Below are 26,793 nucleotides of genomic sequence, written 5' to 3' on the forward strand. Positions count from 1 at the left end.
GCAAAACTGCCATTCTCCTTACTGATACACAAAAGGCTGCCGAACAGGCTGAGCAATAATCTGCATTCCCGATGTGCGGGCATTTAAATATTCTTTCATATAGGGGATAAACATTTTTTCCACTCCATAATGCCCTGCATCTATAATTGCAAGTCCTCGAGCCGCTCCGTCAATGCCGTCATGATGGTCTATATCCCCGGTAATCAGCACCTGGGCTCCCGCATCAATCGCCTTTCCGATCACACTTTTTCCAGAACCGGGGCAAATAGCTGCCCGTTTGATCCTTTTATCCGGCCTGCCAAAAATTTTTACCAGCTCTATGCCAAAAGCTTCTTTCACTTTTCCGGCACAGTCCGCCACCGTCATTTCACAGGGAAGCTCCCCAACTTTTCCAATTCCTGCCTGCTCCTGTTCCATCCAACAGGTAACATCCAATATTTTACAATCCTGAAGCTCCATTCGTTCTGCTCCAAGATCTGCCATGCCTTTTACATCAAAATTTGTATGCATGGCATAGCAGGAAATATCATTTTTGATCAGGGCAATTACCCTCCGGCCGATAAAATCCTCTGAATTCACCTGCTTCAGACCGCGAAATATCATGGGGTGATGGGTCAGCAGCAAATCCGCCTTTGCCTCTATGGCCTCCTGTATGGCTTCATCTGTGGCGTCCAGTGCGATATAGACCGTCTTTACTTCTTTTCCATAATCTCCCACCAGCAATCCCACATTATCCCAGCTGCAGGCATAACGCTCCGGCGACTGCTCCTGCAATATATCTATGAGTTCCCGGCAATTCATATGACTGCCCCCCTTTCTTTTTGTTTAACATAAGATATCAGGGTCATAATACGTCAAGGCCCTTTCGATATCCTTCAGTTCCTCCAGCAGCTCTTCTGTCCGCCTGGTTACATCCTGTCTGGCGTTTTTTTGCAGATTCTTCAGAATCTTCTGTTTTTGATTCTGCTGACGGAGCAGATACTGTTTTAACACAGGATGGCGGCGCTCTAACAGCAGCGGACCGAACTTACAGGCAACCCTGCTTTCTGCAGCATCCTCTCTGTTCCATTCCTTCCAACATGCTTTTGCATCCCGTCCAGCCACAGCAGTATTTGTTTCTTCTGTATCTGAAACGTCCGTTTTCTTTTTTACAGACTTTGCTGCAATCACAGGATAATATTTGTCCTCTTCCAGCACCATATCTTCCTCAGTAATCTGATATCCCTCTGTAAAAAGAAATTCCCGAAAAGCCGCCACTTCAGACTGGGGCTGCAAAACCAACTTTTTCGCTGCCCTTGCGATTTCTTCTCCCTGCATCAGAATTCGCCGCATCAAAGCTCCGCCCATGCCTGCAATGACAATGACATCCGCCTCCTTCGGCTTTAATGCCCGGCATCCGTCAGATAATCTGGTTTCTATTTCTTTTCTCAGCCCATATTGCAGAATGTGTGTTTCTGCCCGGCTCAAAGGCCCTGCATTGATATCCATGGCAATGGCTTTCTTTGCTTTCCCTCCGGCCACCAGATAGACAGGTATGTATCCGTGGTCTGTTCCCACGTCCGCTATCGTACTGCATTCCCCCACAAGATCCGCTACCGACTGCAGCCTTTTTGATAACTGTAACATATACAAAAACTGACTCCTATTCAATTTTGCCAACACTAATCCAGATAATCTTTCAGCTTCCGGCTCCTGCTGGGATGGCGGAGCTTACGTAACGCTTTTGCTTCAATCTGCCGGATTCGCTCTCTGGTTACATTAAATTCTTTCCCCACTTCTTCCAATGTTCTGGCACGGCCGTCATCTAATCCGAACCGCAGGCGCAGCACCTTTTGTTCCCGCTCTGTCAACGTCCCCAGCACTTCCACAAGCTGTTCCTTTAGCAGCGTAAAGGCCGCTGCGTCTGCCGGAACCGGCACATTATCATCCTGAATAAAATCCCCCAGATGACTGTCTTCCTCTTCTCCAATAGGGGTTTCCAAAGACACCGGCTCCTGGGAAATTTTCAGGATTTCCCGCACACGATCCACCGGCATATTCATTTCTTCCGCAATTTCCTCTGGAGACGGCTCCCGGCCTAATTCCTGCAGTAACTGCCTGGATACACGGATTAATTTGTTGATGGTCTCTACCATATGCACCGGAATCCGAATGGTTCTGGCCTGATCAGCAATAGCCCTGGTAATAGCCTGGCGAATCCACCAGGTGGCATAAGTGGAAAACTTATATCCTTTGCGGTAGTCAAACTTCTCCACTGCTTTAATAAGCCCCAGATTCCCTTCCTGAATCAAATCCAGAAAGAGCATCCCGCGCCCTACATAACGCTTTGCAATGGATACCACCAGACGTAAATTCGCTTCTGCAAGCTGCTTCTTGGCCTCCTGATCTCCCAGTTCCATCCGTTTTGCCAATTCAATTTCCTCTTCTGCGCTCAGAAGAGGAACCTTGCCGATTTCCTTTAAATACATACGAACAGGATCTTCAATGGAAATTCCATCCGGAACGGAAAGGTCAATGTTTTCAACTTCTACTTCTTCCTCCTCGTCTATGAGGATATCGTCATCGTCATCATCAGAAATCCGCAGTATATCAATGTTATTGGCTTCCAGAAAGTCCAGAATTTTCTCAAACTGTTCCGCATCCAATTCCATGTCATGAAAAAAGTCATTGATTTCCTGATATTCCAGGACATTCTTTTTCTTTTTGGCGATGCCTAACAATTCCTGCAGCTTTTCGATAAATTTCACACTTTTTTCTTCCATTTCGTTTCATCCTTCCATTCGTTGTTTATATTTTGTCCCTAATTGACGGAAATATTCATTACCATGAGCCTTACCATGAGGAGGGACCCAACAGCCGCAACTACTTTACACTTTCATTGTCTTCCAATGGCTGTTGGGAGGAGCCCTGATGGTCTTACCTTACCATGAGGAGGGACCCAACAGCCGCAACTACTTTACACTTCCATGTTCCTTCCCTGGCTGTTGGGAGGAGCCCTGATGGTCTTACCTTACCATGAGGAGGGACCTCTCAACTAAATCTCACCTTCCGCAGCTGCTGCAAACTCTTCTTATCCGCAACCAGTTTCTGCAACCCCTCCATATCCGCAGGCTCTAAATGGCGGGACCGTTCATTGATACTATTTTCCTTCAACCGAATGACTGTATCCTTCAATGCTTTCTCTTTCTCTGCCGGTGTCTCAATCTGCAGAATCCTTGCATTAAACAACCCTGCAATCTCCCTCTGCTGCTCTTCCTCTGTGAACATACTGACAATCTTAGCCGGATTCAGCTCTCCTGCCCGATGCTGGGCAAAAACCTCCTCTGCCGCCTGCCGGTACAGTTCCTCGGTAAAATCCTCCGGCCCTATATACGGTTCAATCAATTCAAACAGCTCTGGTTGTTCAATCAGCCAGGTCAGCATCAATTTCTGTGACTGTTTGATGCCGTCCTCCTTCTTTCGTTTTTTATTTTCCTGAACGCCGGATTTCAGCGGACGGCTCTCCCTGCCAAAGCCTGCTTTTGTTCCAAGATGCATCACCAGCTTCCGCAGATTCTCAAATCCCGTCTGATATTTCTCAGCTACGGCTTCGATATAATTATCCCGCTCTAATTCTTCCTCAAATTCCAGAATCTTTCTTGCCGCCGCATTGTAAAACGCCGTCTTGCCCTCCGGGTCTTTCATATCATATTCCCGCTCCATAGTTTCCAGTTCAAACATAAAGCTGTTTTGTGCCTGGTCGATCCGTTTTTGATACTCCTCGGCCCCCTCTGCCCTGATAAATTCATCCGGATCTTTATATGGCTTCATATTAATAATTTTCACACTGATCCCTGCATCCTTCAGCATAGGGATTGCTCGCAGCGCCGCTTTGATCCCTGCGCCGTCGCTGTCAAAGGTACAGAACACTTCTTTGGCATACCGCTTCAGCAGCGCCGCATGGCCCTGGGTAAACGAGGTTCCCAGCGCTGCCACTGCATTATCAAATCCCGCCTGGTGCAGCGCAATCACATCCATATAGCCTTCGCACAGCAGAATCCCCTGTTTTCTGGAGGATCTTGCAAGATTCAATCCATAAAGATTCCGGCTCTTGTCAAAAATCATGGTTTCCGGCGAGTTCACATACTTGGGTTCCCCCTCTCCCAGCACCCGCCCGCCAAATCCAATGACCCGATGATTCACATCCATAATGGGAAACATCACCCGATTCCAGAATTTGTCCCGGCCGCCCCGGCTCTCATCCAAAGTAACCAATCCTGAATCTTTCAGAATCTCATCTTCATATCCCTGCTTACGGAGATATTGATAGAGATCATCACTGAACTTGTTGGAATAGCCCAGCCCGAATTTCTTCATGGTCTCCGGGCCAAGACCTCTGTTAGTAAAATAATTCATAGCTGTCTGCCCCTGCTCCATACGAAGCTGAGCATAGAAATATTTCGCAGCCGTCTTATTAATTTCCAGAAGCCTTGCCCTTTTGTCCGCCTCCTGTCTTGCCTTGCCTGACATCTCCTGCCTGGGAAGATCAATCCCCGCTTTCTGTGCCAGCGTCTCCAACGCCTCTGGAAATGTGGCGTTTTCATACTGCATCAGAAAAGTAATTGCATTCCCCCCTGCTCCGCAGCCAAAACAGTAATACATCTGTTTTCCCTGGGATACGGAAAAAGACGGCGTCTTCTCGTTGTGAAACGGACACAGGCCAAAATAGGCGCTTCCCTTTTTCTTCAAACGCACATAAGCGGAAATCACATCCACAATATCATTAGCTGAACGAACCTCTTCTATCAGTTCATCGGAATAATATGGCATCTATGTCTCCTTTCCATTCATGATCCTGGCACACTTCTGGTATGAAATGTGAATATTTCAAATAACGGAAGTCCCTGCAGGCCCCATTAAAATTATAAATATTACAGATAACGAAAATTCCACAGTTCCCAGATTAATTAATCTGCCATGCCTTAGGCATAAAATACTCTTCGAATTTCGCTATGGCATAGCGGTCTGTCATTCCTGCAATATAATCACAGACCACCCGTTCCCGTTCCTCTCCCTGCTCTAACATATCAAGATATTGTCCCGGAAGATGATCAATATGCTTGTTATAATAATAGAACAACCGATTCAGCAAATCCTTTGCCCGTTCTTCTTCTCCCTTTGCCATTGGATTGCGGTACACATGCTCAAACATAAACTTCCTCAGTCCCTTCATGGCCTGCTCCACATCTTCTGACATACAGATATCGTTCTTCCCAAGACTGTTTGTTATTATATTATGTATCAGGGTATCCAGACGTTTCCGGGTAGTATTGCCCAAAACCTCCCGATATTCTGCCGGAATATCCTCTTCAGACAGTACCCGTCCCCGGATAGCGTCATCAATATCATGATTAATATATGCAATTTTATCAGAAAGGCGGACGATTTTTCCTTCCATGGTGGAAGGCATCAGCCTTGTCTGATGATTTAAAATTCCGTCCCGCACCTCCCAGGTCAGATTCAGCCCTTTGCCATTTTTTTCCAGAATCTCAACGATCCGCACACTCTGTTCATTATGCTTAAAGCCTCCTTCATAAATGGAATTCAGCATATATTCCCCTGCATGTCCGAAAGGAGTATGCCCCAAATCATGCCCCAGCGCAATGGCTTCCACCAGATCTTCATTAAGCCGCAGCGCCTTTGCAATGGTTCTTGCATTCTGGGAAACTTCCAGCGTATGGGTCAGCCTGGTGCGGTAATGATCCCCCCGGGGAGTCAGAAAAACCTGGGTCTTATGCTTCAGGCGCCGAAATGATTTGCAGTGAAGGATTCGGTCCCTGTCTCTTTGAAACACTGGCCGGATATCACATTGAGGTTCCTGCCTGTCACGTCCTCTGGAATTCTCGCTCAGAGTGGCAAAAGGGCTTAAATAGGTTCGTTCTAATAACTCCATATTTTCTCTTATGAGCATTATCCATCACCTCTATATGATATATTCCGCACAAATTCTTCATTTCCTTTATTTTTTCGCAAAAAACCACAGAATTTTACAAAACTGCCCTGGCATTTTCTGAGAACGCTTAAGAACAAAGCAAGAAAACTCCCATGCCCTTAAAAACGAGGGCACTGAAAAACACAGTTTTTTCAATTTTTGTTTTTAAGGGCATAAGAAATCCACCAGTCTCAGATTGACTTCTGGTGGATTTTCTGAATTATGGATTCCATTTGATTGAATTTATATGCTAAACCTGATTATTTTTCTTCTATTAACTTTATGATCCTTTTAAGGTTTACTGCAAATATAGTCATTGCTCCCTGCATTTCCATGCCAATAAGACCTGACGATGACGCAACGTCATAACCATGTCTGCGTTTTAATTCACTATTCTTGGCTTCTATTTTATATCGCTCTTTTGCCTTGCTTTTAAAATATTTCGTTTCCTGAAATTGTGCCTGTTCACTATGGCTGTCATAGATAAGCGTTTCCGTATATTGTTTTGATTTCGCGCCTTCTTTATAACAGCCTTCCCTATATGGACATCTTTTACATTTCTCAATATCGAAAAAATATACCACTCTTGGATTTTTACCCTCTGAGCTCCTGCTGTCTTTTGTCTTTCGCATTGCCAGATGCCCTGCCTTACATTGGTGCATACCTGCATCTTTATTAAACTCAAATTCATCTGGCTTTGTACGATTCCCCTGGGCAACAATACTGTTTCATCGGGATATAAGTTTATATTCTCCATCTTTAGCTGCATCTATATTTTCTTTGCTTGAATACGCTTTGTCTCCAATTACGGTTTCGATTTCCATTCCCGCTTCTCGGCTTTTCTGAATCAACGCCGGCAATTCTTTTCCGTCTGTTTTTTCTCCGCTGGTAACAGTTGCTGCCGTAATGATCCGTTCTTCTGTCATGGCGATATGAGTCTTATATACAAAGAAAGATGTATCGGCTGTTTTATGACCGATTTTTGCATCTCCATCCTTTGAGGTTTCCAGATGTTCCATATCATCGATGATAGATTCTTCCAACAGATTTAATTACTCGCCGCAGTCTCTTAGATTGATCCTGAAGCGCCTGACGCGGGGTTTTTTGATTGCATCTTGATTTTGTATGGGTAGCGTCTACAATAATAGATTTTGATTTTAGAATTCCTTTATCCAATGCAATCTGAGCAATCTGAACCGTTTTAGCGAACAGCATATCTAAAAGGTTCATATCTTTTAAGCGCCGCTTGCGAAACTTTGTCAATGAGCTGGAATTTATGACAGCTTCTTCCGGCGACATGTCCAGAAAATATTTAAAAGACATATCATATTTAGAACGCTCCACAACATCAACATCAGACAAATCATAAATTGATTTTAAAAGCAGATATTTAAACATTCGAATTGGCGGGATTGCTAATTCATATATTTCTAAATATGGACTTAACACCATTTTCTGCTGTTGTTCTATCATAAAAACTGAGGGGAATTTTTTTAACAGAAAAAGAGCTATTGCTAATTGCAACAGCTCCCTCTTCACATGCAGGAGATGGGACTTGAACCCACACGATATTGCTACCACAGGCACCTGAAGCCTGCGCGTCTGCCAATTCCGCCACTCCTGCGTAACACTGACAATAGCTATTATATATACTATGGAGAAATTTGTCAACACTTTTTTTCAAATTTTTCAAAAAAATGATTTTACCGATAAACGCCATAGATGAAACAGCGCCATAAAATAAAGCCCGTCTCCGATCAGCCCACAACGGAAAAGATTTGTCAAATGCATTCTAAGGAACTGTCCCTAAGGCAAATCCAAGCTTCCAATCACTTCCTTAAGGGTATCCGCCGAATGTTTCAGCAGTTCCATTTCTTCCTCATCCAAAGAAACAGGCACATGGGCTTCTATGCCGGATCCCAGCACTCTCTGTTCCGGAAATTCTCCGATTTTTACCGCTGCATACGTCAAAATATCCACCGAATGGACGCCACCAGAAGAATTCCCTGAAATAATGGCGGCGTCTGCAACATCATCATAAGTTCCGGCATAAATTTTCATCTGCCCGGAAAAAGGAATTCCATGGGCAATATCCCTGGCCTCCCCGTCTGCCTTGTCAAAATTGGCGTCCAGAAGAACAAATTCCGTAAAAGGCCTGCTCTGCATCAGGGTAAAGGCTATAGCAGAACCTACGAGCGGCTGCTATTCTTTCCTGCTTTTCAATTTTTCAAACACGCTCTAATCCTTGAGGAGTCCCGTTTCCAACGCACTTTTTCTGATTCTGGTATAAAATTCTTTTTCATCTTCGTGATGGATATACGCCCCATTCTTCTTCTGCACCTGGATAGACCCAGGGTTATCTTTGCGGACTGACAGATAGATTTCCTCTTCCCGAATCAGCTTCCATGCCTGCTCTACGGCCAGCCTTAATCCTTCTGATGCATAGCCTTTTCCCCTGCATTCTTTACGGATTCCATATCCGATATGGCCTGCGCCGTTGGCAAGGGCCTCTGTCAGATAATGGCGTATCCGGAATAATCCCACAATTCTATCATCCTCCCATAAGAAAAATTCTGTTTCCGGCACCCAGCCCTCTTTCAGTCCAACGCCCTTTGCCGCATTGAGGTAACCGGGCAATATCTTATGTTCAAATTCTTCTCTGGAACATCCAAATGCAGGATTAGTAAAACCATTTTCTTCTTCCGGAGTATTTGTGATAAACTCAAATTCCTTTTCCAGATCCTCTGGATTTGCTTCTTTTAAATACAGCATATTAGCTTCCTCTTCATTGACAATGAAATCTTCATCAAATGTATTATCACTTATCATATTCACCAAACATAACAATTGGCCAGAAATGAAAAAAAAGAGAATTTATAAATATGTATTTCAATCCTCACAAAAGTCTTAGAAATGAAAAACCCTAGTAAACTCTAAATTTACTAGGGTTAAATGCGGAAGATGGGACTTGAACCCACACGTCTATACAGACACAAGATCCTTAGTCTTGCCTGTCTGCCAATTCCAGCACTTCCGCATTTCTGACGACTTATAAATGATACCAAATTCACCGGAAAATGTCAATGGCATTTTTAAAATTTATAAATATTTTTTTTCAAAATCTTCCACCTTCATAGGTTTGTCAAAATAAAACCCCTGTATCATATGAATCTGCATCTTCTTTAATATCTCATACTGGCGCTCATGCTCCATGCCTTCCACGCACACTTTCATACCGATGACAGAAGCAAGTTCACAGACTATCCGCACAAAAGCGTCTGAAAATTCATCGTTCCCCAAATCTTCAATAAAGCATCTGTCAATTTTGATAACGTCAATAGGCATCTCCCGGATATGATTCAGGGAACTATAGCCTGTACCGAAATCATCCAGCGCCACCCATACGCCCAATTCTTTAATCTGTCCCAAAATCCGCTTCATCCGCGTCATATCATTGATGGCAAGGCTTTCTGTTACCTCCAGCGTCAGATTCCCGGGATTCAGCCCTGTCCGCTGCAGCACATTCTTCACTCGCTCCGCCATATCATTCCGCAGAAGCTGCACCACGGAAAGGTTCACATTTACCTTATATTCCGGATGCCCGGAATCATTCCAATGCTTGCAGCGGCGGCAGGACTGCAGCAGCACATGATCCCCGATTGGATTAATCAGCCCCAGATATTCTGCAAGAGGAATAAACTCTGTCGGAGAAATAAATCCAAGACTCTCGCAATTCCAGCGAATCAACGCCTCTGCACCCATACAGGGATGATCCGGCTTTGAAACATCCACAATTGGCTGGTAATAAACCTCAAATTCATTGCAGGCGTTTACAATGGCATTGCGCATATTTTTTTCCAAATCCAAACGCTTAAAAGCGCTCCCTTCTTCCTCTGCCGTGTAAAACACGTACCTGTTTTTCCCCGTCGCCTTTGCCTCAAAAAGAGCCAGATCCGCTTTCTTGATCAACTCCTGCACCGTATCCCCATCTGTGGGAAACCGGACAATTCCCATGCTCATGGTGCAGTAATAATCCGCCCCTTTCAAAAACCAGGGTTTCTCAAAAATTCCGCAGATATCTCCCAAAATTCGGTTTAACATAGAAACCCTGGTATCTGTTACAATAATAATAAACTCATCTCCGCCCATCCGATAACAGCTGCTTTGAATTCCTGAAATCCTTTTCAGGCTGCGGGAAATCCCCTGCAGCAGCACATCACCGTACTGGTGACCCAAACCACCATTAATATGCTTGAAATCATCCAAATCCATATACAAAAGCGCGCCTTCTCCGCCCTTTTCCCTGATCAGAGAAATCTGCTCTTCCAAATCCTTCTCGCAGCGCATCCTGTTATAAAGGCCTGTAAGAAAATCATTGTTGGCCTGCTTTTCAATTCTCTGCTGATACTGTTTTGTTTTTGTAATGTCATATACCGTATACAGTTCTGCGGCGCTCTGATCCATCCAGCGTATTTTCTTCCTGTGGACATCAAACCACCTGTCATCTTCTTCTATATATAACTCTCCGCTGCTGTCTTCTTCCCCGCCTTCCAATGCCTGGGACAGCAGCTTTTTCACGGTTTTTCCGTCCATTTCGCCATTTAGAAAAGCGCTGAACCTCTCATTTGCAAACAATACCTTTTCCTGGGAAGAGCATACGCAGATTCCACAGCCTACGTTATTTAAAATTTCCACTCCAGAAATATAAAAGCTCACATCCATCTCTTCTGTCTGTACCAGCTTACTGCTTTCTTCCTGCTTTTCTGTCTGCTTTATCATTTACATCGATTCCTTTTTTCAATAATAAACAAACTGTACATCCCTTTTTCATCCATACTGTATTCCTTAAGCAAGGTAAATTTTTTTCTGAGCCGGAGCTGCTTTTTGATATAATTTTTCTCATTGGAATACAGAATCATCCTGCCGCTGTCCGTCAAAACCTCCTCTGCTTTCTCAAAAAATTTCCGATAAAATAAATCATGCTCCTCTCTGGATTTCTTTCCTCTGTCCGGCATATTTGTAATAATCTCGTCAAAAAGATATCCATGCTGGAAGGTAAAAAAGTCCCGATGGATATAATTTACCTGCTTTCCCGCCAGTCTTGCGTTCTCCCAGGCTCCGTCAATGGCTTCCCCGAACGTATCAATCCCATACATCACCCTGGCCGGACATATTCTGTCCCGTTCCAGCAGCATCGTCCCCACACCGCAGAAAGGGTCCAGGATCTGCGCCTGTTCGGCCAGATAAGGTCTGGCTAAATACGCAATCAGAGCTGCCTGTTCCGGCCGTATGGACGCGGCTACTGCGCGTTTTCGATAGGCAAAACGATCCTCCTGAAAAGTATACAGCTTCACCAACGGCAAAAACGATCCTTCCCGGCCTTCCATCAGTCGGATTTCCACTTCATAATCTGAGGCAGAATTATACAGCCTGCGTCCGGTTTCCTGTTCCAATGCAAATCCGCATTTTTTAACAAAATCACTGCGTTTATTCAGGGGCATCCGGCTGTGGATTCCCAAACGGAAGCAATAACTGTCACTTGCTTTATGAGCCTTGTCCAATAATTCCAGAAGATTCGATTCTGCCAATGCCTTTGCCGCCAGCTTGGGATTGGGCTCTAGCCTCTTAAGATTCAGCGGAAACAGCATTTCTCTGTATGTGGGAATTGCCAATATGGGCCTGATATGGCTGGTAACGACGCGGACTCCGCTTTTCAAAATAGCAGTGTCTCCATTCTTGATCTGTTCTGCCGTCGCCTGCTGATATTGCTTCCCGGTGGTAAGAATCAGTTCATACGTCTCATCATATCCCTGAAAAGTATGTTTTTTCAAAGGCTCTTCCCGGCCCACAAGGGACCGAAGGATCTTAAGCTCTTCCCGAATATGCTTCTCTTCTTCTACTCCAGGCTTCACAGCCTCCAACTCCTTTAGCCGCTCTCTCAATTGGGGAAGATATTCCGGACAATCCAGCTCTGCCAGCGCAGACAGGTAATTGCTTTTAATAAAAAGCTTCTCTTCCCTTCCATACGCTTCATAAATTGGAGATGCAAATTCCTCCTTTTTAAGCCTGCCCAGTACCAGAGCTGCATTGCCCCGCACCTTGGGTTCCTCATGCTTCAAAAGGTCTGTCAAAACCCTGTAATCTCCCTGCAGCAGCTCCAGAAATTCTTCTCTGGCTTCTTCCAATTTCATTTCCTGTTTCAGAGCAATCAAAACTTTTCTCAGATCATTTCCTGTTTTCAGGCTTTCATATTGTTCCCTTATCATATGATTCTCCTGTTCTTTTACATTTTGGAACTCCCAATTCTGTTATTCATTGTACTTGATTATCCTTTGTTTGGCAATAGGCGCCGTTTATTTCAAGAAAAAAAGAAGGCTGTCATTTCCCGGCAGCCTCCTTTATTTACTTTATTCTGTTCCGTTAAATTCTGCGGAAAACAAACAGGGATGCTTTCCCTTCCACTATTCTTCCGGCTCCGTTCCATATGTATCCAGATATTTCTGTACATCTTCCTTGAAACGCGTCCAGGCGTCTTCATTTTTTACATAATAGATCGGACATTCCTTGCCAGTCACGTCATAATGACGAATGACGTCTTCCACCGGAAGGTTGAATTTGCCGCAAAGCCATGCAGTCAATTCCACCAAAGAATCATAGGTCTCCTGGGTAAACTGCCCCGTCTCATCCTTGTGGCAGCACTCAATAGACAGAGTATCCACATTGCGGTCATTGGAAGCATAAGACATCTCTGTACTGGGAATACACTGGATAACCTCTCCCTCTATTCCCACAACAAAATGGCTGCTTGCCTTCGTCTTCTGGGTATCCTTCAGGCTCTCAAAATAACTGCGGTTCTGAGCCGCTGTGGTTCCCGGATTGGCTGTGTAATGAACCACAATTCCTTTCACCTCCTCTAAGACCGTCTGAGGCCTGGAGTAAGGATTAGGCGTCAGCAAATCTACTTTAAATTCCGGAGTCTGGGCAATCACCTTCTGCTGGAATCCCTTTTCTTCTTCCTTTTCTGTCTTTACAGTCTTCGGCGCTTCCTTTTTTGCCTGCACTTCATTGGGCGCAGCATCTTTATGAAAAATCCTTGTAATTCCAAACACTATCAAAAATATCCCAAAGCCGACAATAGCCGCCCTCTTTATAATCTGTATCGTTCTTCTCCGCTTTCTGCGCCGTTTTCTGGCCAAATACGCTTCTTTCCTTCTTCTTTCTTCACTGGTCACTGTACTTCTCTCCACTCTTTCCGTAAAATATAACCCTGCTTTTTCTTTCATTTATTATAACACTACTTGTTTAAAAAAGAATTAACTTTCTTTAAATTTTTTGTAAGAAAAAAGTAAGAATGCTGCTGTTCTCATCTGCGGCGTTGGCAGCCATGCAAAAGTTAGTATTTTCACCTGCAGCCTGCCAGAAAATATTGTTCCATGATTTTCAGTGTTTCATTCAGTATTTCCTCTGTATGAGCCAGTGACAAAAACATTGCTTCAAACTGAGAAGGCGCCAGATACACGCCATGAGCCATCATATGTTTGCAGTAAGCGGCAAATGCTTCGGTATCTGAAGTTTTAGCGCTCTCATAGTCTGTCACTTCTGTTTCTGTAAAATAAAGACACCCCAGAGAACCCACATGGTTTACCTGCCAGGAATACCCGGATTTCTTAAGAATCTCCTGCATATTGCAATAAAACTTATCCGCTTTCTCATTAAGTTCTGTATAATACTCCGGATGTTCCTTCAATATCGTAAGCTGCGTGACGCCGGCTGCCATGGCAACAGGGTTGCCGCTTAAGGTTCCTGCCTGATACACGCCGCCTACAGGAGAAACCAGTTCCATAATTTCCCGTCTGCCGCCATAAGCTCCCACCGGCATGCCGCCTCCAATAATTTTTCCAAAGGTGGTAAGATCCGGTTTCACGCCGTAATAGCCCTGGGCGCCGTCTATCCCCAGACGGAATCCGGTAATCACTTCATCAAAAATCAGCAATGCGCCGTATTCTTCACAGATACTCCGAAGTCCTTTTAAAAAGCCGGGTTTAGGCGCCACTACCCCCATATTAGCCGCAACAGGCTCTACAATTACCGCAGCAATTTCTTCTCCGCATCTTTGAAAATGCTCGGTTACGGTATTTAAATTATTATACTCTGCAGACAGCGTATCCTTGGTGCATCCGGCAGGAACCCCCAGACTGTCAGGGACTCCCGCAGTCATTACGCCGGAGCCTGCCTTCACCAAAAGGCCATCGGAGTGCCCATGATAGCATCCTGTAAATTTGATAATTTTATTCCTTCCGGTATAACCTCTTGCCAGACGAATGGCGCTCATAACGGCTTCTGTGCCGGAATTTACCATCCGCACCATTTCTATGGACGGAATCAGCTCACAAACCAGCCTGGCCATTTCCACCTCAATGGCAGTCGCCGCGCCAAAACTCAGCCCTCTTTTGCATGCATCTACAACACTGTCAATCACTGCTTCCTTGGCGTGTCCCAAAATCATCGGCCCCCAGGAGCCGACATAATCAATATACCGGCTGCCGTCCTCATCATAAAGGTACGCTCCCTTTGCGCTTTTGATAAATCTGGGAGTTGTTCCCACGGAGCCAAATGCCCGTACCGGTGAATTGACTCCCCCCGGCATTACCGTTACCGCCTCCTGAAATAATGTTTCTGATTTATTCATCTGATGCTCCTTTCCTGAATCCTTCCGCTGCAATCTTCGTCCTGTATGCTTCAGAAATCTCTTCCTAATTTCCAGTAACCACAAAAGGAATGGCTGTTCCTCTGCAGCTATCCAATTCTTCCCTCGTCCATAAATTTCGCCAGCTCCTGTGCAAAATAAGTGATATAAATATCTGTTCCGGCCCGGTATGCGCTTGCTGCCATCTCGCACACGATGCCGGCCTCATCCACAAATCCCGCCTGGGCAGCGGCTTTTACCATAGAATACTCTCCGCTGACTGAATAGGACGCTAACGGAAGGTTCGTTCTGTCCTTCACTTCACGGATTAAATCTCCATAAGCCATTGCAGGCTTTACCATCAGGATATCGGCTCCTTCTGCCGCATCCAGCATCGCTTCCTTCAAGGCTTCCCTGCGGTTATGGTAATCCATCTGATAAGATTTGCGATCGCCAAAGGCCGGCGCCGAGCCTGCTGCATCCCGGAAGGGCCCATAAAAAGAAGATGCAAATTTCACTGCATAAGACATAATCGGCGTACTGCAGTATCCGTTTTGATCCAGCATCCGGCGGATTGCAGCCACCCGTCCGTCCATCATATCAGAGGGAGCCACCATATCTGCACCTGCCTGAGCCTGAGAAAGGGCTGTTTTTGCCAGAAATTCCAGGGTCTTGTCATTATCAACCTCCTGCCCGCATAGGATGCCGCAATGTCCATGGGAGGTATATTCACACATACAGACATCCCCAATCAAATATAAGTCCGGAAAAGTTTCTTTTGCTTTCCGAAACGCTCTCTGAACAATCCCATCCTGGGCGTAAGCGCCGCTGCCCATCTCATCCTTATTTCCCGGAATTCCAAAAAGCATCACAGAGGTTACTCCTGCCGCCAGAAGCTCCGTCAGCTTCTCTTCCATTCGATCCACGCTGTAACGGTACTGTCCCGGCATAGAAGGAATTTCTTCTTTTTGATTATTTCCTTCCATCACAAACATAGGATATGCCAGAGATGATTTATCCATTCTGGTTTCCCGCACCATTTTACGCAAAATGCCGTTTCCCCGCAGACGACGGGGACGATTTAATAATTCCATCTTTCTTTCCTCCTGATTTTCCTTGGCCTTTACTTCTTCACCAAATCCCCAACATGACTTCTTTCCTTTTCCTGTTTGTTTGGCCAAATCCTCTGAAACGGCTTCTTTCATTTACTTTCTTGTGCTATCTGTTTTACCAAATCTTCTGAAATGGCTTCTTTCAGATAGTTTCCGCTTTTTTCCAGTTTCTGCACATATTCCTGCTTCAGATCCTCTGTGGATCTTCTGATTTCTTCCTGAAATTCCCTGGCTGAAATCAACCCGCAGCCCTGCCCCCGAATAATAATCTGTTCCAGCCCGTCAGAGGTCACCACAGTAACCCGATACTTTTCCGCACGCTCATGGGCAAATTTTTCAATATACTGGTCAGCCGTTTCCGCCTCCTGGGTAAACACCACATGAATATTGTGATAGTCCAAAATCTCCGTTTTATGCTGCTGCACCCGGTAAGCGTCAAACACCACAATCAAATGGCAGCCCCGGATTCCCTGATAATTGGAAAGAATATCCTGTAATTTTCCCCTGGCTCCGTCAATATTGTCCTTTGCCAGATTGCGCAAATCCTCCCAGGCAAAAATCACATTGTAGCCGTCCACCAGAAGATATTCTTCTTTGATTTCCGGACTGCGGTATGTGCGGGTCACAGAGAATTTCCGTTCCTCAGACAATGATTTCTTCTTATGATATCCCTTCCGCCCTGTTTGCTTCTCTCTTTTGTTGGCGTTTAAAGCGTGAGACAATATGGCTTCCACTTCTTCTTCCCCTATCCAGTCTTCCTCTGAGAAACTGCTTCTTGTCTCCTGCTGCCCCTTTGGCTGCTTGTCCTCTCTGACGTCCTTATTTAGAAAAGAAGGACTTTCCACATGCATATATTCCTTTACCTGATTCCATTTTACCACAAAACCCGCCCCATGTGCACAAAACACAGAATCCGGAGAATGTTCCAGATCACTTTGCGCATCATAGGCTGTTTTCTCAATCACTTCCTGCTGATTCCAGCAAGGCTCATATCCTTTCAGGCTGCAGGAAAGCCGGCCATTTCCCCTTGTATATGAAATTACTTCCCGCTGATAATCCCCCAGAGCCGCCACTGAAACACTTCCCTCCAACACTGCCGTTCCTCCCTGGATCAAAGGCGGCCCGCAAGTCCCATGCATCCGTTCTATATCTGTCATTGCACGTCCCACCAAAGCCTCTGGCACTTCCAGCTGAAAGTTATAATATGGCTCAAGCAAAACAGATTCCGCCTCCATCAAACCCTGGCGCAGCGCCCGATAAGTGGCCTGACGAAAATCCCCGCCCTCTGTATGCTTCAAATGAGCCCGGCCCGCCACCAGCGTAATCTTCATATCAGTAAGTCCGGCTCCGGTGAGAACCCCTTTATGCTCCCGTTCCTCTAAATGAGTTAACACAAGCCGCTGCCAGTTTCTGTCCAGCATATCCTCGCTGCAGCGGGTATCAAACACAAGGCCGCTTCCACGCTCTCCTGGCTCTAACAGCAAATGAACCTCTGCGTAATGGCGGAGCGGCTCATAATGGCCCACCCCTTCCACCGGATGGGCAATTGTTTCTTGATACAAAATATTTCCGGTTCCGAATTCCACCTGGATTCCAAAACGAGCTTTTATCATGCTTTTTAAAATTTCCAGCTGCACCTCCCCCATAATCTGCACCTGAATCTCCTGCAAACCTTCATCCCAGACGATATGAAGCTCCGGTTCCTCCTCCTGCAGCTGATTGAGACTGGAAAGTATGGACGTTACCTGGCATCCCTCGGGCAGAATCATCTGATAGGTCAGCACAGGAGTCAGAAGGGGCTTTTGAGAATCCCGCTCCCATCCAAGCCCTGTTCCCGGGCAGGTATCGTTTAACCCGGTAACGGCACAAACCATGCCTGCCTCTGCTTCCTGGACCATTTCATATTTATCACCAGAATAAATGCGTATCTGATTGACTTTCTCCTGGGACTGGGAAGGAGCTGCTTTTACCTTCAGGCTCCCGCCGGTTACTTTCAGAAACGTAAGCCGGTTTCCCTGATGATCCCTTGCGATTTTAAAGATTTTCGCACCAAATTCTTTGGGGTAATCGGGCTTTCGGGCAAACCGTTTCAGCGATTCCAGAAAATACTCCACGCCAATTAATTTCAGCGCAGAACCAAAAAAACAGGGAAACGCCTTCCTGGCCCTGATTAACGACTGAATCTGCTTTTCTTCCACCCGTTCCTGTTCCAGAAAATACTCCAGAACATGTTCCTCGCACATGGCAATATTTTCATAAAACTCCTGAGTGTCTGTCTGGGAGAAATCCACACAATTTTCATCCAGCCCCTTTTTCAGCTGCTCTAACAATTCCTCTGCATCTGTGCCCTGCTGATCCATTTTATTGACAAAAAGAAATACTGGAATCCTGTATTTTCTCAGCAGCCGCCACAAGGTGCGGGTATGGCCCTGCACTCCGTCTGCGCCGCTAATTACCAGAACCGCATAATCCAATACCTGCAGCGTCCGCTCCATTTCTGCGGAAAAATCCACATGCCCCGGCGTATCCAGCAATGTAATGGTCATATGCCCTGTCTTCAGCACCGCCTGTTTGGAAAAAATCGTAATCCCTCGGGCCCGCTCCAATTCATAGGTATCCAAAAAAGCATCCCTGTTATCCACTCTTCCCATTTTGCGGATACTGCCGCCTGCATACAACAAAGCCTCCGACAATGTGGTCTTGCCTGCGTCTACGTGAGCCAGTAACCCCAGGGATATCTGCTGTTCTGGTATATTTTCAGATACTTCACCCATCGGAGAATGCTCCTTTCCTTAAAATAATGTCATAAATCTCCTTTCGCTCATTCTATCACTAATCAATATTCCTGACAACATCCTTATCTGCCGCTGGCAAATTCCAGCGCATCTTCATTTTCCATCGATTCCTTTTTCTTCCCGTCTGCAGAATCTGCCCAGCAGCAAATAGGCTGCGCCGGCCAGCAGAAAAATCGCCACATACCATTCCGTATGGGAATTTTCTCCTGTTTTAGGCTCATTTCCGCCTATTCCGGATACTGCCGGTTTTTGCGGTTCATTTTCCTTGGAACCGGGCATTTCCCGTTTTGGCAGTTATCTTCCTTGGAATTCTATTTTTCCTTCCCGCTTTATGGCGCCGCCATTAATTAAAATATTTTCATTAATGCTCACCTTTCCCGTCAGGGTCAGCATAATTCCGCTGTTTATGGTAATTGTTCTATTCTCGTTTATTTTCTGATGCAGGAGCTTCTGTTTCAGGAACTTCTGTTTCAAGCTCCTTTATTTCAGGCTCCTCTGTTTCAGGCTCCTTTGCTTCAGGTTCCTCTGCTTCCAAAATGCTTTTCGGCTCTTCTCTGTTATTCTGCCAAAGTTCCTCTTTCCCTTTATCTGAATCTGGTACGCCTGCCTCGGATTCTTCCCTGGTTTCGGGCAATATAGTCTCCTGCTTTTCGTCTGCAAACACTGGCGTTTTACAAAATTCTGCCGACAGGAATGCAGTAAGGACGCTGATGGCAGCCAGCTATACTGTTATACGCTTCCAATGGCGTTTTCCTTCTATGGCAGCTCTTTTTCATTCTATCCCCTTCTTTCATGAACTCCAAAGCTCTCCCTTTCCAGCACTTCCTGATATTTTCCCATCAGCTCATGATTGGGAAGCTCCCGCTCTGTAGTTCTGCTATTCCTTCAAAGATTCTTCCTGCAGCTTATCAAATTCAGCCAGGCATTCTTCCACAGTGGCACCGTTTAACAATTCCCGAACGATATTGCAGGTATTTCCCCACTGCTCCACCTTCATATTCGCATTGGAACCCAATACATAGACATTCTCATTTATTCTGTCATTCAAAGGTTTTAAAGCGTCAATACAGTCTACCTGAACATTTTTGGAGGGGGAAATCACTTTATTGGTTTCCGTGTACACCTGCAGAGCTTCATCCGAAAGAATTACATCCAGAACATTCATGGTATCCTCCATGTGTTCCGCTTCTGCGCTGACGCCATAGCCTGTCAAAGGCACCACCGGCATCTGGCCCCGTTTGCTGGGAAATCCAATCACCTGCATATTAAATTCCGGCTTTCCATAGGCTGTGTCAGCATTTGCAGCGCCCCAATACGCCATTACAATCGGCGTCTTCTGTGCCAGGAAATCCGGGCCTTCCCCTTCAATTGCCTCAGAGACATAGGCTTTCTCGGCATCCACGTATCCCTTGTCAATCAGTTCCTGCAGAAATTCAAAGCCGGGCCGCATATAATCGCTGTACTTTGCTTTTCCGTTGTTTAAAGCGGCAATTTCCTCTTCTATACTGTCTCCATTGTACAAATCTGCATAAGCCTGAGCCAGAACAAAGTTTTCCAGCCACCAGCGGTTGGCCCCTACTGGAGTTTCAACGCCATTTTCCTTAAATACTCTGCAGCACTCTAAAAACTCTTCCGGCGTATTGGGTAATTCCAGATGATATTTGTCAAACATATCTTTATTGACAAACAGCCCGTTTACCACGATTTCCTGAGGGATTGCCACTAATTTTCCATTGACGGTATTCGCAGTTCTCACAACTTCCCTCAGATTCTCTGCACAGTCGAGCCCGGACAGATCCGCCAGTTTACCTTCTTCCCCCAATGCCTGTATGGCATCCGGATTCAGCAGGTAAAAATCATCCATGTTATTCCGCGCCCGATCCAAGGCCACTTCATCATAGGTCTTCTCCTGGTAATTTTCTGCCGTATACGTCCGATATTCCACAGTTACTCCCAGCTGCTCCTCCGCCATTCCCACCGTAATGTCAAATGCTGTTCTTGAAACATTCTCATTATCCGGATCAGACTTCTCCATAGGGGCAAACAGCAAAACCGATCGAATACGCTCCTCCTCATCCTCCGTCAGGTTTCCCTCTAATACTTTATTCTGACCGCAGGCCCCTGCCGAAACCGCCATAAGTCCCGCCAGTAATACCGCTCCTAATTTCCATGCTCTTTTCTTCATTTCCTATTCCCTTCTCTGGATATATTGACGCACTGTTTTCTTTAACAGCCCCATATCCACCGGCTTTGCAATATGGGCGTTCATGCCTGCGTCCAAAGCATCCTTCACATCCTCAGCAAATGCATTTGCAGTCATGGCAATAATCAGCACACTGGCTGCATCCTCACGCTCCAGTCCTCGGATAGCCTTTGTAGCTTCATAACCATTCATTTTCGGCATCTGCACATCCATCAAAATAGCGTCAAATTCCCCAGGAGCTGAATTCTGGAAACGCTCCAGAGCCTCCTGACCGTCCTCGGCAACTTCACAGACAGCCCCTTCCAATTCTAACAGCTGTAACAGAATCTCCGCATTGATCTCATTATCTTCTGCTGCAAGAAAGCGGCAGCCTTCCAAACTGTCCTGTTCTGCACTTTCATTGTTTTCTCCTTTGTCCTCTAACGCTGCATGGAGTTCCAGAATTTTTTCCTTGAAAGCAGATACAAAAAATGGTTTTGCAAGAAATCCGTCAATTCCCGCCTGGGCAGCTTCCTCTTGCAGCTCTTCCCAGTCATATGCCGTTAAAAACAAAATAGGGACATGGGCTTCCACAACGGCCCGAATTCTTCTTGCCGTTTCTATTCCGTCCATACCAGGCATTTTCCAGTCCAGTAAAATCACATGATAAGGCTTATTCTGCTCTTTTGCCCTGCATACCTGACGGATTCCTTCCTCTCCGCTCAATGCTGTATCCGCCAAAACCCCGGTATCTTCCATCAATATCTGAACATTCCTGCAGATATCCCCATCATCATCCACCACCAGAATTCGTGAAATCTCATGATTTTTCCAGAAATTCCGGTCTACCTGTTCTTCGGGAATCCTAAGCTCCAGCTCCACGGTAAACAGACTTCCTTTCTCCACCTCACTGACCACATGGATGCTGCCGCCCATCAATTCCACAATATTTTTGGTAATCGCCATCCCCAGCCCGGTTCCCTGAACTTTATTGGTAGTACTGTTTTCCGCTCTGGTAAATGCGTCAAAAATAGTTTCCAGATACTCCGGCGTCATGCCATATCCGTTGTCCTCCACTTCAATCCGGATATGCTCGAACTGGCTGGAACGCTGCGGTAAACCGATAATCCGAAACCAGATGCTTCCGCCTTCCTGGGTATATTTGACTGCATTAGAAAGCAGGTTAATCAAAATCTGGTTGATCCGCGTCTCATCTCCCACAAGGCGCTCATTTTTTATTCCTGTAACTGTCACCTCAAACTTCTGCCCCTTAGCTTTCGCGGCAGGACGGATAATGGCGTCCACAGAAGACACCATATTGCTCAGGGTAAATTCTCCAATGGAAAGCACTACTTTTCCGCTCTCAATCTTAGATACATCCAGCACATCATTAATCAGGCTGAGCAGATGCTGGCCGGATGTAGTGATTTTCCTGGTGTATTCCCGTACCTTGTCCGGATGATCCGCATCCTTGGCAAGAAGAACGGTAAATCCCAGAATCGCATTCATAGGAGTCCGGATATCATGGGACATATTGGATAGGAACATGGTCTTGGATTTATTCGCCACCTGCGCCGCCTGCAGCGCCTCCGCCAGACGCCTGTTATGAAGCTCCCGTTCTTTCCTGGCCTTGATCTGCTGTCTTTGTGTGAAAAAATACAGGACGCAGCAGATGAAAAAAGCAATCAGCATCACAGCCGCCACAATAAAAATATTCTGATTGACTGCGCTGCCTTCCCGCTGTATGGCTTCAATCGGAACATACCCAATCAAATAAATCGCTCCATCATTCACCGCCCACATATAAACCAGGGATCTTTTCTTCTGAATGTCGTGATAAAACATCACATTTTTCCCTGCTTTTACTTTTCTTGTTATCTCTTCTTTTACATCCTCTTCTAAAATATGATTTGCACGGTAAAAATCTTCCAGATTAACATGACCGGCCTCCCGCTCTCCCATTCCTTTTGGTTTCAGTACAAGCCTCTCACTTTCTGCGTCCATAATATAAAGAGACGCCATACTGCTGTAAAATCTGTTGGGCAGCGCAGTATCAAAAGATTCATAAATATATTCAATATAAAGAGTTGCCGCTTCCTTATTTTCCTGAATAACAGGACATTTCAGGGTGTAAGCCCAGGCCCCCAAATGGTTCACATAAGATTCGGAGACTGGCAGGCCCTCCACCATTTTTCCACCAGAAAAATCCAGTTCCTCCGGATCAAAGGTTCCCCCCATATTTGTCACTCCCTGGACTTTTCCAGCAGATACCAGAGACACTTTCACCATCGTTTCATTTCCGTTATAAGATTGAATAAACTCCTCCGGATCCTCCATTAATTCTATTTCTCTGGCAATCAGCTTCTGGAATTCCGCTTCCTTTTCCAGGATTGCCTCAATGGTCCCGCGAATTAAATCCAGGCTTTCGCTTAGGTTATCAATGGCCGCTGCAGACATTTCCCTTGAGATTCTTCCTGCAACATGGAATACAAACGCTCCTAAGATACAGAAAATCAGCACAATAGGCACAATCAGGACGATACCATTGCTGTTTTTTTCTTTCCTTTGCTGTTTTTTCATTTTATAAATCACCTTTAAAATACATTACAATATTTACATTTTCTATTGTACCCTGAACGGCATGGCAAAGTCAAGAAAAGGCTGGTTTTCAACATATCTCTTTTAGCAATTCACGGATTCTTTCCGTTACCTTTTTCGCTTTCTTGTGGTTCTTTCCGCCGGCAGTCACCCCCACCGTAATCTCTCCTTCTTTTGCAACTCCCGGAAAGTAAAAATCACATTTTTCCTGATCAGAGGCCACATTTACCGGAATCTCTTTCTGGCGGCACTCCATGAAAATCATATCATTCACTTTATCCTCACAGGTGGCCGCAAGAACCAAATCCACTTCCTTAAGCTCTCCCCTTTGATACCTGCGGTATTCCAAGGTCAGGGAATTCTCCTGTTCTGCCAGCTTCTCCAATTCCTTAGAGATCATTGGCGCTGTAACCTTAACCCTGGCCCCAAACTCCAGAAGGGTAAGCACACGCCTTGCGGCAATCTTTCCGCCGCCAAATACCTGCACCCGTTTTCCCTCCATATTGATAAATAGCGGAAAATAAGCTCCCATATCCTCTCCTTTCGGTTATCGTTCCCACATCAGATAAACTTTTATTGATTTCTTTTTGAAGGCTTATCTTCTCCTTTCGGTTATCGTTCCCATATCAGATAGAGCAGTGCATTCACAATAGCCGCTGCCACATTACTGCCGCCTTTTCTCCCTTTTGCTACGATATAAGGCACAGAAAGTTCAAGAATCATCTCCTTGGACTGAACCACATTCACAAACCCCACCGGAGCTCCGATAATCAGTTCCGGCTTCAATTTTCCTTCCTGCACCAGTTCATAAATACGGATCAGCGCAGTAGGCGCATTTCCCACTGCAAATATGACAGGGCGGTTTAAGGCTGCCGCCTTATCTATGCAGGCCACCGCCCGGGTGGTCCCGTTTTTTTTCGCCGCCTCTGCCACATCTTCATCCGCCATAAAATTAAAAATTTCAATTCCAAGGCTCTGCAGGGCTTTCTTATTAATGCCCGCCTTTGCCATCTGAGTGTCGGTTACAATGCAGGCTCCCTTTCGAAGGGCCTCTAAGGCGATTTCCAGCACGCCCGGAGAAAATGCCAGATTCTCTGCATAGTCAAAATCCGCTGTAGTGTGAATCACCCGTTTAATCACTGGGGCGTACTTCTCTTCGATCTCTTTGCCGCCCAATTCTTCTGTAATAATCTCAAAGCTGCGCGCTTCTATTTCTCCAGGCAGCACCTGTTCCAGTTCTGTTTTCATTTCTATCCTCCTGTACTAATTCTTTTTCTCATCTCTTACTTCCCTTACCATTCGATTCCCTGCCTTGCCGAAATCCCCTTATCATAGGGATGCTTTTTCTTCTCCATCACAGTGATATAATCTGCCAGGGCAGACAATTCCGGCGCAGGATATCTCCCGGTTAGAACAATTTCCAGATTCTCTGGCTTTTCTTCCAGAAAATGTAAAAGCTCCTGGCGATCCACCATATTCTGGCGATACGCCGCAAGAATTTCATCCAAAATCAGCAAAATTCCCTGTGTTTTTTCCTTGTTTCCACCTTCTGTTTCCATGTCCGCCATACTCCGTGCAGCCGCCAGCACATCATGGAGATATCCGCTGTAATACGCTGCCGCTTCCTGCTTTTCCTCCGGCGACATCTGAAAGGTGAATCCAAAGCTTCTTTCACAGAGCATCAGCCTCACTTCCCGAATTTCCTGGAGTATCTTTAATTCCCCGGAATTATTTTTCTTCAAAAACTGAGCAAACAGCACGCTTCCGCCTGTTCCGGCAAAGCGGACTGCCAACCCCACTGCCGCCGTGGTTTTTCCCTTTCCTTCCCCTTCATAAATATGAATCAGACGTTTCCTGTCTGCGGAGCTGTTTTGTCCCTTCATGCCTCCACCCCTTGTTCCAGAATCTCATAAATTTTCTCCATATTCAAATGGCGGCGCATCGTATCCGCCAGAATATCATACTGCTTTTCCTTGTATTGCCAGCGATCCATTGTTTCTGCCGTCTCCAAAACAATTCCTTTCTTCTTTGCCAAAATCTTCACGAAAGCCTGGGCAATTCCCTCTCCGTCAAAAATTCCGTGGACATAAGTTCCATAGACATTTTCAAGGTGGCAGCCGTCTGATTTCTGATGCTGGCCTTCCTCTGCGCCTTCCGACTGGGCCTGTACCGCTAGCCTGGCAACCTTTTTGCCGCCGTCTTTCGTGCTTTTGGTAAGTCCCATATGAATCTCATAGCCTTCCAGCTCCATTCCGGACAATTCTGCCAGCGCCCCTGTCAGCGTTTCAAAGACTCCGGTAACCCGGGTTCTTGTTTTTTCCTTTGTAAAGGTCGTTTCCACCGGAAGCAGTCCCATGCCCCGCATCTTTCCGCCTTCCTCCACCTGGTACGGGTCTAAAAGCAGCTCTCCTAACATTTGATAACCTCCGCAAATGCCGAAAATAATACATCCTCTCTCTTTCGCCCGCAAAATAGCCGGTTCCAGGCCGCTTTCCCTGAGCCATTTTAAATCAGACATGGTATTTTTGGTTCCAGGCAGAAGAATCATATCCGGTTCTCCCAGTTCATTGACGGCTGAAACATAGGAAAGACTTACCTGCTCCATGCATTCCAGCACCGCAAAATCCGTAAAATTAGAAATTCTTGGCAGCCTGATCACCGCTATCTGAATGGGACCCTTCCCTCCCGGCCGGGAAAACCGTTCGGTCAAACTGTCTTCCTCCTCCAAATCCACCTGCATGTAAGGAGTAACTCCCACCACAGGAACCCCGGTGATTTCCTCTATCATTGCCACTCCCGGCTCCAGAATGCTTTTATCTCCCCGAAACTTGTTGATAATGGTTCCTTTGACATATTTTTTCTCTTCTTCTGTAAGCAGCTGCAAAGTTCCTGCCAATTGAGCAAATACCCCTCCCCGGTCAATATCCCCTGCCAGCAGAACCGGAGCCTTTGCCATCCTGGCCATTCCCATATTCACAAGCTCATCCTGCTTTAAATTGATTTCTGCGGGAGATCCTGCCCCTTCAATGACGATGATATCGTTTTGCCGCTCCAATTCCTGATAGGAACGCAGAATATCCGGTATCAACCGCTTTTTATAAGCAAAATATTCCCGGGCGCCCATGGTTCCAAGCACTTGCCCGTTGACAATCACCTGGGAGCCTGTATCATTGGTGGGCTTTAACAGGATTGGATTCATCAGTACCGAAGGCTCAATTCCTGCCGCTTCCGCCTGCATGACCTGGGCGCGGCCCATTTCCAGCCCTTCCCTGGTAATAAAAGAATTCAGCGCCATATTCTGTGACTTAAAGGGTGCGGCTTTATAACCGTCCTGTTTAAAAATTCTGCATAACCCTGCCGTAATCAAGCTTTTTCCCACATTGGACATGGTGCCCTGTACCATAATTGATTTTCCCATCTTTCACCTCTTCACATCTTCTCGAAAAAAC

Annotated in this window: 20 protein-coding genes, 2 tRNA genes and 2 pseudogenes; all 24 read right to left on the bottom strand. The window is 45.8% G+C overall.

Annotated features, from left to right (window positions below; translation table 11 throughout):
* Positions 1–18: 18 nt before the first annotated feature.
* Complete coding sequence (locus E5329_RS12815; RefSeq protein ID WP_135989916.1) at positions 19–801, bottom strand: Nif3-like dinuclear metal center hexameric protein; 783 nt, start codon at positions 799–801, stop codon at positions 19–21.
* Between the two features lie 24 nt (positions 802–825).
* Positions 826–1,626: a tRNA (adenine(22)-N(1))-methyltransferase gene (locus E5329_RS12820; RefSeq protein WP_135989917.1), complete on the bottom strand. Its 801-nt coding sequence runs from the start codon at positions 1,624–1,626 to the stop codon at positions 826–828.
* A gap of 35 nt (positions 1,627–1,661) precedes the next feature.
* Complete coding sequence (gene rpoD, locus E5329_RS12825) at positions 1,662–2,762, bottom strand: RNA polymerase sigma factor RpoD (protein WP_135989918.1); 1,101 nt, start codon at positions 2,760–2,762, stop codon at positions 1,662–1,664.
* A 268-nt stretch (positions 2,763–3,030) separates the two neighbouring features.
* On the bottom strand, positions 3,031–4,809 hold the full coding sequence (gene dnaG / locus E5329_RS12830; RefSeq protein ID WP_135989919.1) for a DNA primase: 1,779 nt from the start codon (positions 4,807–4,809) through the stop codon (positions 3,031–3,033).
* 133 nt (positions 4,810–4,942) lie between these two features.
* Complete coding sequence (locus E5329_RS12835; protein ID WP_135989920.1) at positions 4,943–5,950, bottom strand: deoxyguanosinetriphosphate triphosphohydrolase; 1,008 nt, start codon at positions 5,948–5,950, stop codon at positions 4,943–4,945.
* A 281-nt stretch (positions 5,951–6,231) separates the two neighbouring features.
* Positions 6,232–7,444, bottom strand: a pseudogene (locus tag E5329_RS12840) (transposase).
* Positions 7,445–7,511: 67 nt separating this feature from the next.
* Positions 7,512–7,595, bottom strand: a tRNA-Leu gene (locus tag E5329_RS12845).
* A gap of 386 nt (positions 7,596–7,981) precedes the next feature.
* Positions 7,982–8,152 (bottom strand): annotated as a pseudogene (locus E5329_RS32570) (lactate/malate family dehydrogenase); the annotation flags it as partial.
* A gap of 57 nt (positions 8,153–8,209) precedes the next feature.
* The gene (locus E5329_RS12855) at positions 8,210–8,800 is read right to left on the bottom strand and encodes a GNAT family N-acetyltransferase (protein WP_275443238.1); all 591 of its coding nucleotides are present in this window, start codon (positions 8,798–8,800) and stop codon (positions 8,210–8,212) included.
* 124 nt (positions 8,801–8,924) lie between these two features.
* A tRNA-Leu gene (locus tag E5329_RS12860) sits at positions 8,925–9,008 on the bottom strand.
* Between the two features lie 62 nt (positions 9,009–9,070).
* A complete protein-coding gene (locus tag E5329_RS12865) occupies positions 9,071–10,750 on the bottom strand; it encodes a sensor domain-containing protein (RefSeq protein ID WP_135989922.1) in 1,680 nt (559 codons plus the stop codon).
* Complete coding sequence (locus E5329_RS12870) at positions 10,747–12,237, bottom strand: methyltransferase (RefSeq protein WP_135989923.1); 1,491 nt, start codon at positions 12,235–12,237, stop codon at positions 10,747–10,749. Before E5329_RS12870 ends, E5329_RS12865 begins: the two co-directional genes overlap by 4 nt.
* A 195-nt stretch (positions 12,238–12,432) precedes the next feature.
* The gene (locus tag E5329_RS12875) at positions 12,433–13,203 is read right to left on the bottom strand and encodes a peptidoglycan recognition protein family protein (RefSeq protein WP_275443239.1); all 771 of its coding nucleotides are present in this window, start codon (positions 13,201–13,203) and stop codon (positions 12,433–12,435) included.
* 170 nt (positions 13,204–13,373) lie between these two features.
* On the bottom strand, positions 13,374–14,660 hold the full coding sequence (gene hemL / locus E5329_RS12880) for a glutamate-1-semialdehyde 2,1-aminomutase (protein ID WP_135989925.1): 1,287 nt from the start codon (positions 14,658–14,660) through the stop codon (positions 13,374–13,376).
* Positions 14,661–14,767: 107 nt separating this feature from the next.
* On the bottom strand, positions 14,768–15,751 hold the full coding sequence (hemB, locus tag E5329_RS12885; RefSeq protein WP_135989926.1) for a porphobilinogen synthase: 984 nt from the start codon (positions 15,749–15,751) through the stop codon (positions 14,768–14,770).
* Between the two features lie 107 nt (positions 15,752–15,858).
* Entirely contained in the window at positions 15,859–18,543 is a 2,685-nt protein-coding gene (locus tag E5329_RS12890) for a translation factor GTPase family protein (protein ID WP_135989927.1), read from the bottom strand.
* A gap of 114 nt (positions 18,544–18,657) precedes the next feature.
* Positions 18,658–18,843 carry an LPXTG cell wall anchor domain-containing protein gene (locus E5329_RS12895; protein ID WP_135989928.1) on the bottom strand — a complete coding sequence of 62 codons (186 nt, stop codon included), beginning with the start codon at positions 18,841–18,843 and terminating at the stop codon, positions 18,658–18,660.
* A 139-nt stretch (positions 18,844–18,982) separates the two neighbouring features.
* Positions 18,983–19,198, bottom strand: coding sequence for a hypothetical protein (locus E5329_RS12900; protein ID WP_135989929.1), 216 nt, complete (start codon positions 19,196–19,198; stop codon positions 18,983–18,985).
* A 243-nt stretch (positions 19,199–19,441) separates the two neighbouring features.
* Positions 19,442–20,749, bottom strand: a complete 1,308-nt coding sequence (locus tag E5329_RS12905) for an ABC transporter substrate-binding protein (protein WP_135989930.1) — start codon at positions 20,747–20,749, stop codon at positions 19,442–19,444.
* Between the two features lie 3 nt (positions 20,750–20,752).
* Positions 20,753–23,326 (bottom strand): hybrid sensor histidine kinase/response regulator, encoded by a 2,574-nt coding sequence (locus E5329_RS12910; protein ID WP_135989931.1) that lies wholly within the window; start codon positions 23,324–23,326, stop codon positions 20,753–20,755.
* A gap of 88 nt (positions 23,327–23,414) precedes the next feature.
* Positions 23,415–23,876 (bottom strand): precorrin-2 dehydrogenase/sirohydrochlorin ferrochelatase family protein, encoded by a 462-nt coding sequence (locus E5329_RS12915; protein WP_135989932.1) that lies wholly within the window; start codon positions 23,874–23,876, stop codon positions 23,415–23,417.
* 80 nt (positions 23,877–23,956) lie between these two features.
* Positions 23,957–24,592: a precorrin-8X methylmutase gene (locus tag E5329_RS12920; RefSeq protein WP_135989933.1), complete on the bottom strand. Its 636-nt coding sequence runs from the start codon at positions 24,590–24,592 to the stop codon at positions 23,957–23,959.
* A 44-nt stretch (positions 24,593–24,636) separates the two neighbouring features.
* Positions 24,637–25,227 carry a cob(I)yrinic acid a,c-diamide adenosyltransferase gene (locus E5329_RS12925; protein ID WP_135989934.1) on the bottom strand — a complete coding sequence of 197 codons (591 nt, stop codon included), beginning with the start codon at positions 25,225–25,227 and terminating at the stop codon, positions 24,637–24,639.
* Complete coding sequence (locus tag E5329_RS12930; protein WP_135989935.1) at positions 25,224–26,762, bottom strand: cobyric acid synthase; 1,539 nt, start codon at positions 26,760–26,762, stop codon at positions 25,224–25,226. The genes E5329_RS12925 and E5329_RS12930 overlap by 4 nt, the downstream gene beginning before the upstream one ends.
* Positions 26,763–26,793: the final 31 nt, after the last annotated feature.

It is taken from the genome of Petralouisia muris, from assembly GCF_004793545.1.
In the GTDB taxonomy this organism is placed as follows: domain Bacteria; phylum Bacillota; class Clostridia; order Lachnospirales; family Lachnospiraceae; genus Petralouisia; species Petralouisia muris.

Excerpts from the sequence above, each read along its gene's own strand:
- E5329_RS12930 (WP_135989935.1), bottom strand. The coding sequence starts at position 26,762 with ATGGGAAAATCAATTATGGTACAGGGCACCATGTCCAATGTGGGAAAA.
- E5329_RS12870 (WP_135989923.1), bottom strand. The coding sequence starts at position 12,237 with ATGATAAGGGAACAATATGAAAGCCTGAAAACAGGAAATGATCTGAGA.
- hemB (WP_135989926.1), bottom strand. The coding sequence starts at position 15,751 with ATGGAATTATTAAATCGTCCCCGTCGTCTGCGGGGAAACGGCATTTTG.
- E5329_RS12890 (WP_135989927.1), bottom strand. The coding sequence starts at position 18,543 with ATGGGTGAAGTATCTGAAAATATACCAGAACAGCAGATATCCCTGGGG.
- dnaG (WP_135989919.1), bottom strand. The coding sequence starts at position 4,809 with ATGCCATATTATTCCGATGAACTGATAGAAGAGGTTCGTTCAGCTAAT.
- rpoD (WP_135989918.1), bottom strand. The coding sequence starts at position 2,762 with ATGGAAGAAAAAAGTGTGAAATTTATCGAAAAGCTGCAGGAATTGTTA.
- hemL (WP_135989925.1), bottom strand. The coding sequence starts at position 14,660 with ATGAATAAATCAGAAACATTATTTCAGGAGGCGGTAACGGTAATGCCG.
- E5329_RS12835 (WP_135989920.1), bottom strand. The coding sequence starts at position 5,950 with ATGCTCATAAGAGAAAATATGGAGTTATTAGAACGAACCTATTTAAGC.
- E5329_RS12820 (WP_135989917.1), bottom strand. The coding sequence starts at position 1,626 with ATGTTACAGTTATCAAAAAGGCTGCAGTCGGTAGCGGATCTTGTGGGG.
- E5329_RS12815 (WP_135989916.1), bottom strand. The coding sequence starts at position 801 with ATGAATTGCCGGGAACTCATAGATATATTGCAGGAGCAGTCGCCGGAG.
- E5329_RS12925 (WP_135989934.1), bottom strand. The coding sequence starts at position 25,227 with ATGAAGGGACAAAACAGCTCCGCAGACAGGAAACGTCTGATTCATATT.
- E5329_RS12895 (WP_135989928.1), bottom strand. The coding sequence starts at position 18,843 with ATGCCCGGTTCCAAGGAAAATGAACCGCAAAAACCGGCAGTATCCGGA.
- E5329_RS12905 (WP_135989930.1), bottom strand. The coding sequence starts at position 20,749 with ATGAAGAAAAGAGCATGGAAATTAGGAGCGGTATTACTGGCGGGACTT.
- E5329_RS12920 (WP_135989933.1), bottom strand. The coding sequence starts at position 24,592 with ATGAAAACAGAACTGGAACAGGTGCTGCCTGGAGAAATAGAAGCGCGC.
- E5329_RS12915 (WP_135989932.1), bottom strand. The coding sequence starts at position 23,876 with ATGGGAGCTTATTTTCCGCTATTTATCAATATGGAGGGAAAACGGGTG.
- E5329_RS12865 (WP_135989922.1), bottom strand. The coding sequence starts at position 10,750 with ATGATAAAGCAGACAGAAAAGCAGGAAGAAAGCAGTAAGCTGGTACAG.
- E5329_RS12910 (WP_135989931.1), bottom strand. The coding sequence starts at position 23,326 with ATGAAAAAACAGCAAAGGAAAGAAAAAAACAGCAATGGTATCGTCCTG.
- E5329_RS12855 (WP_275443238.1), bottom strand. The coding sequence starts at position 8,800 with ATGATAAGTGATAATACATTTGATGAAGATTTCATTGTCAATGAAGAG.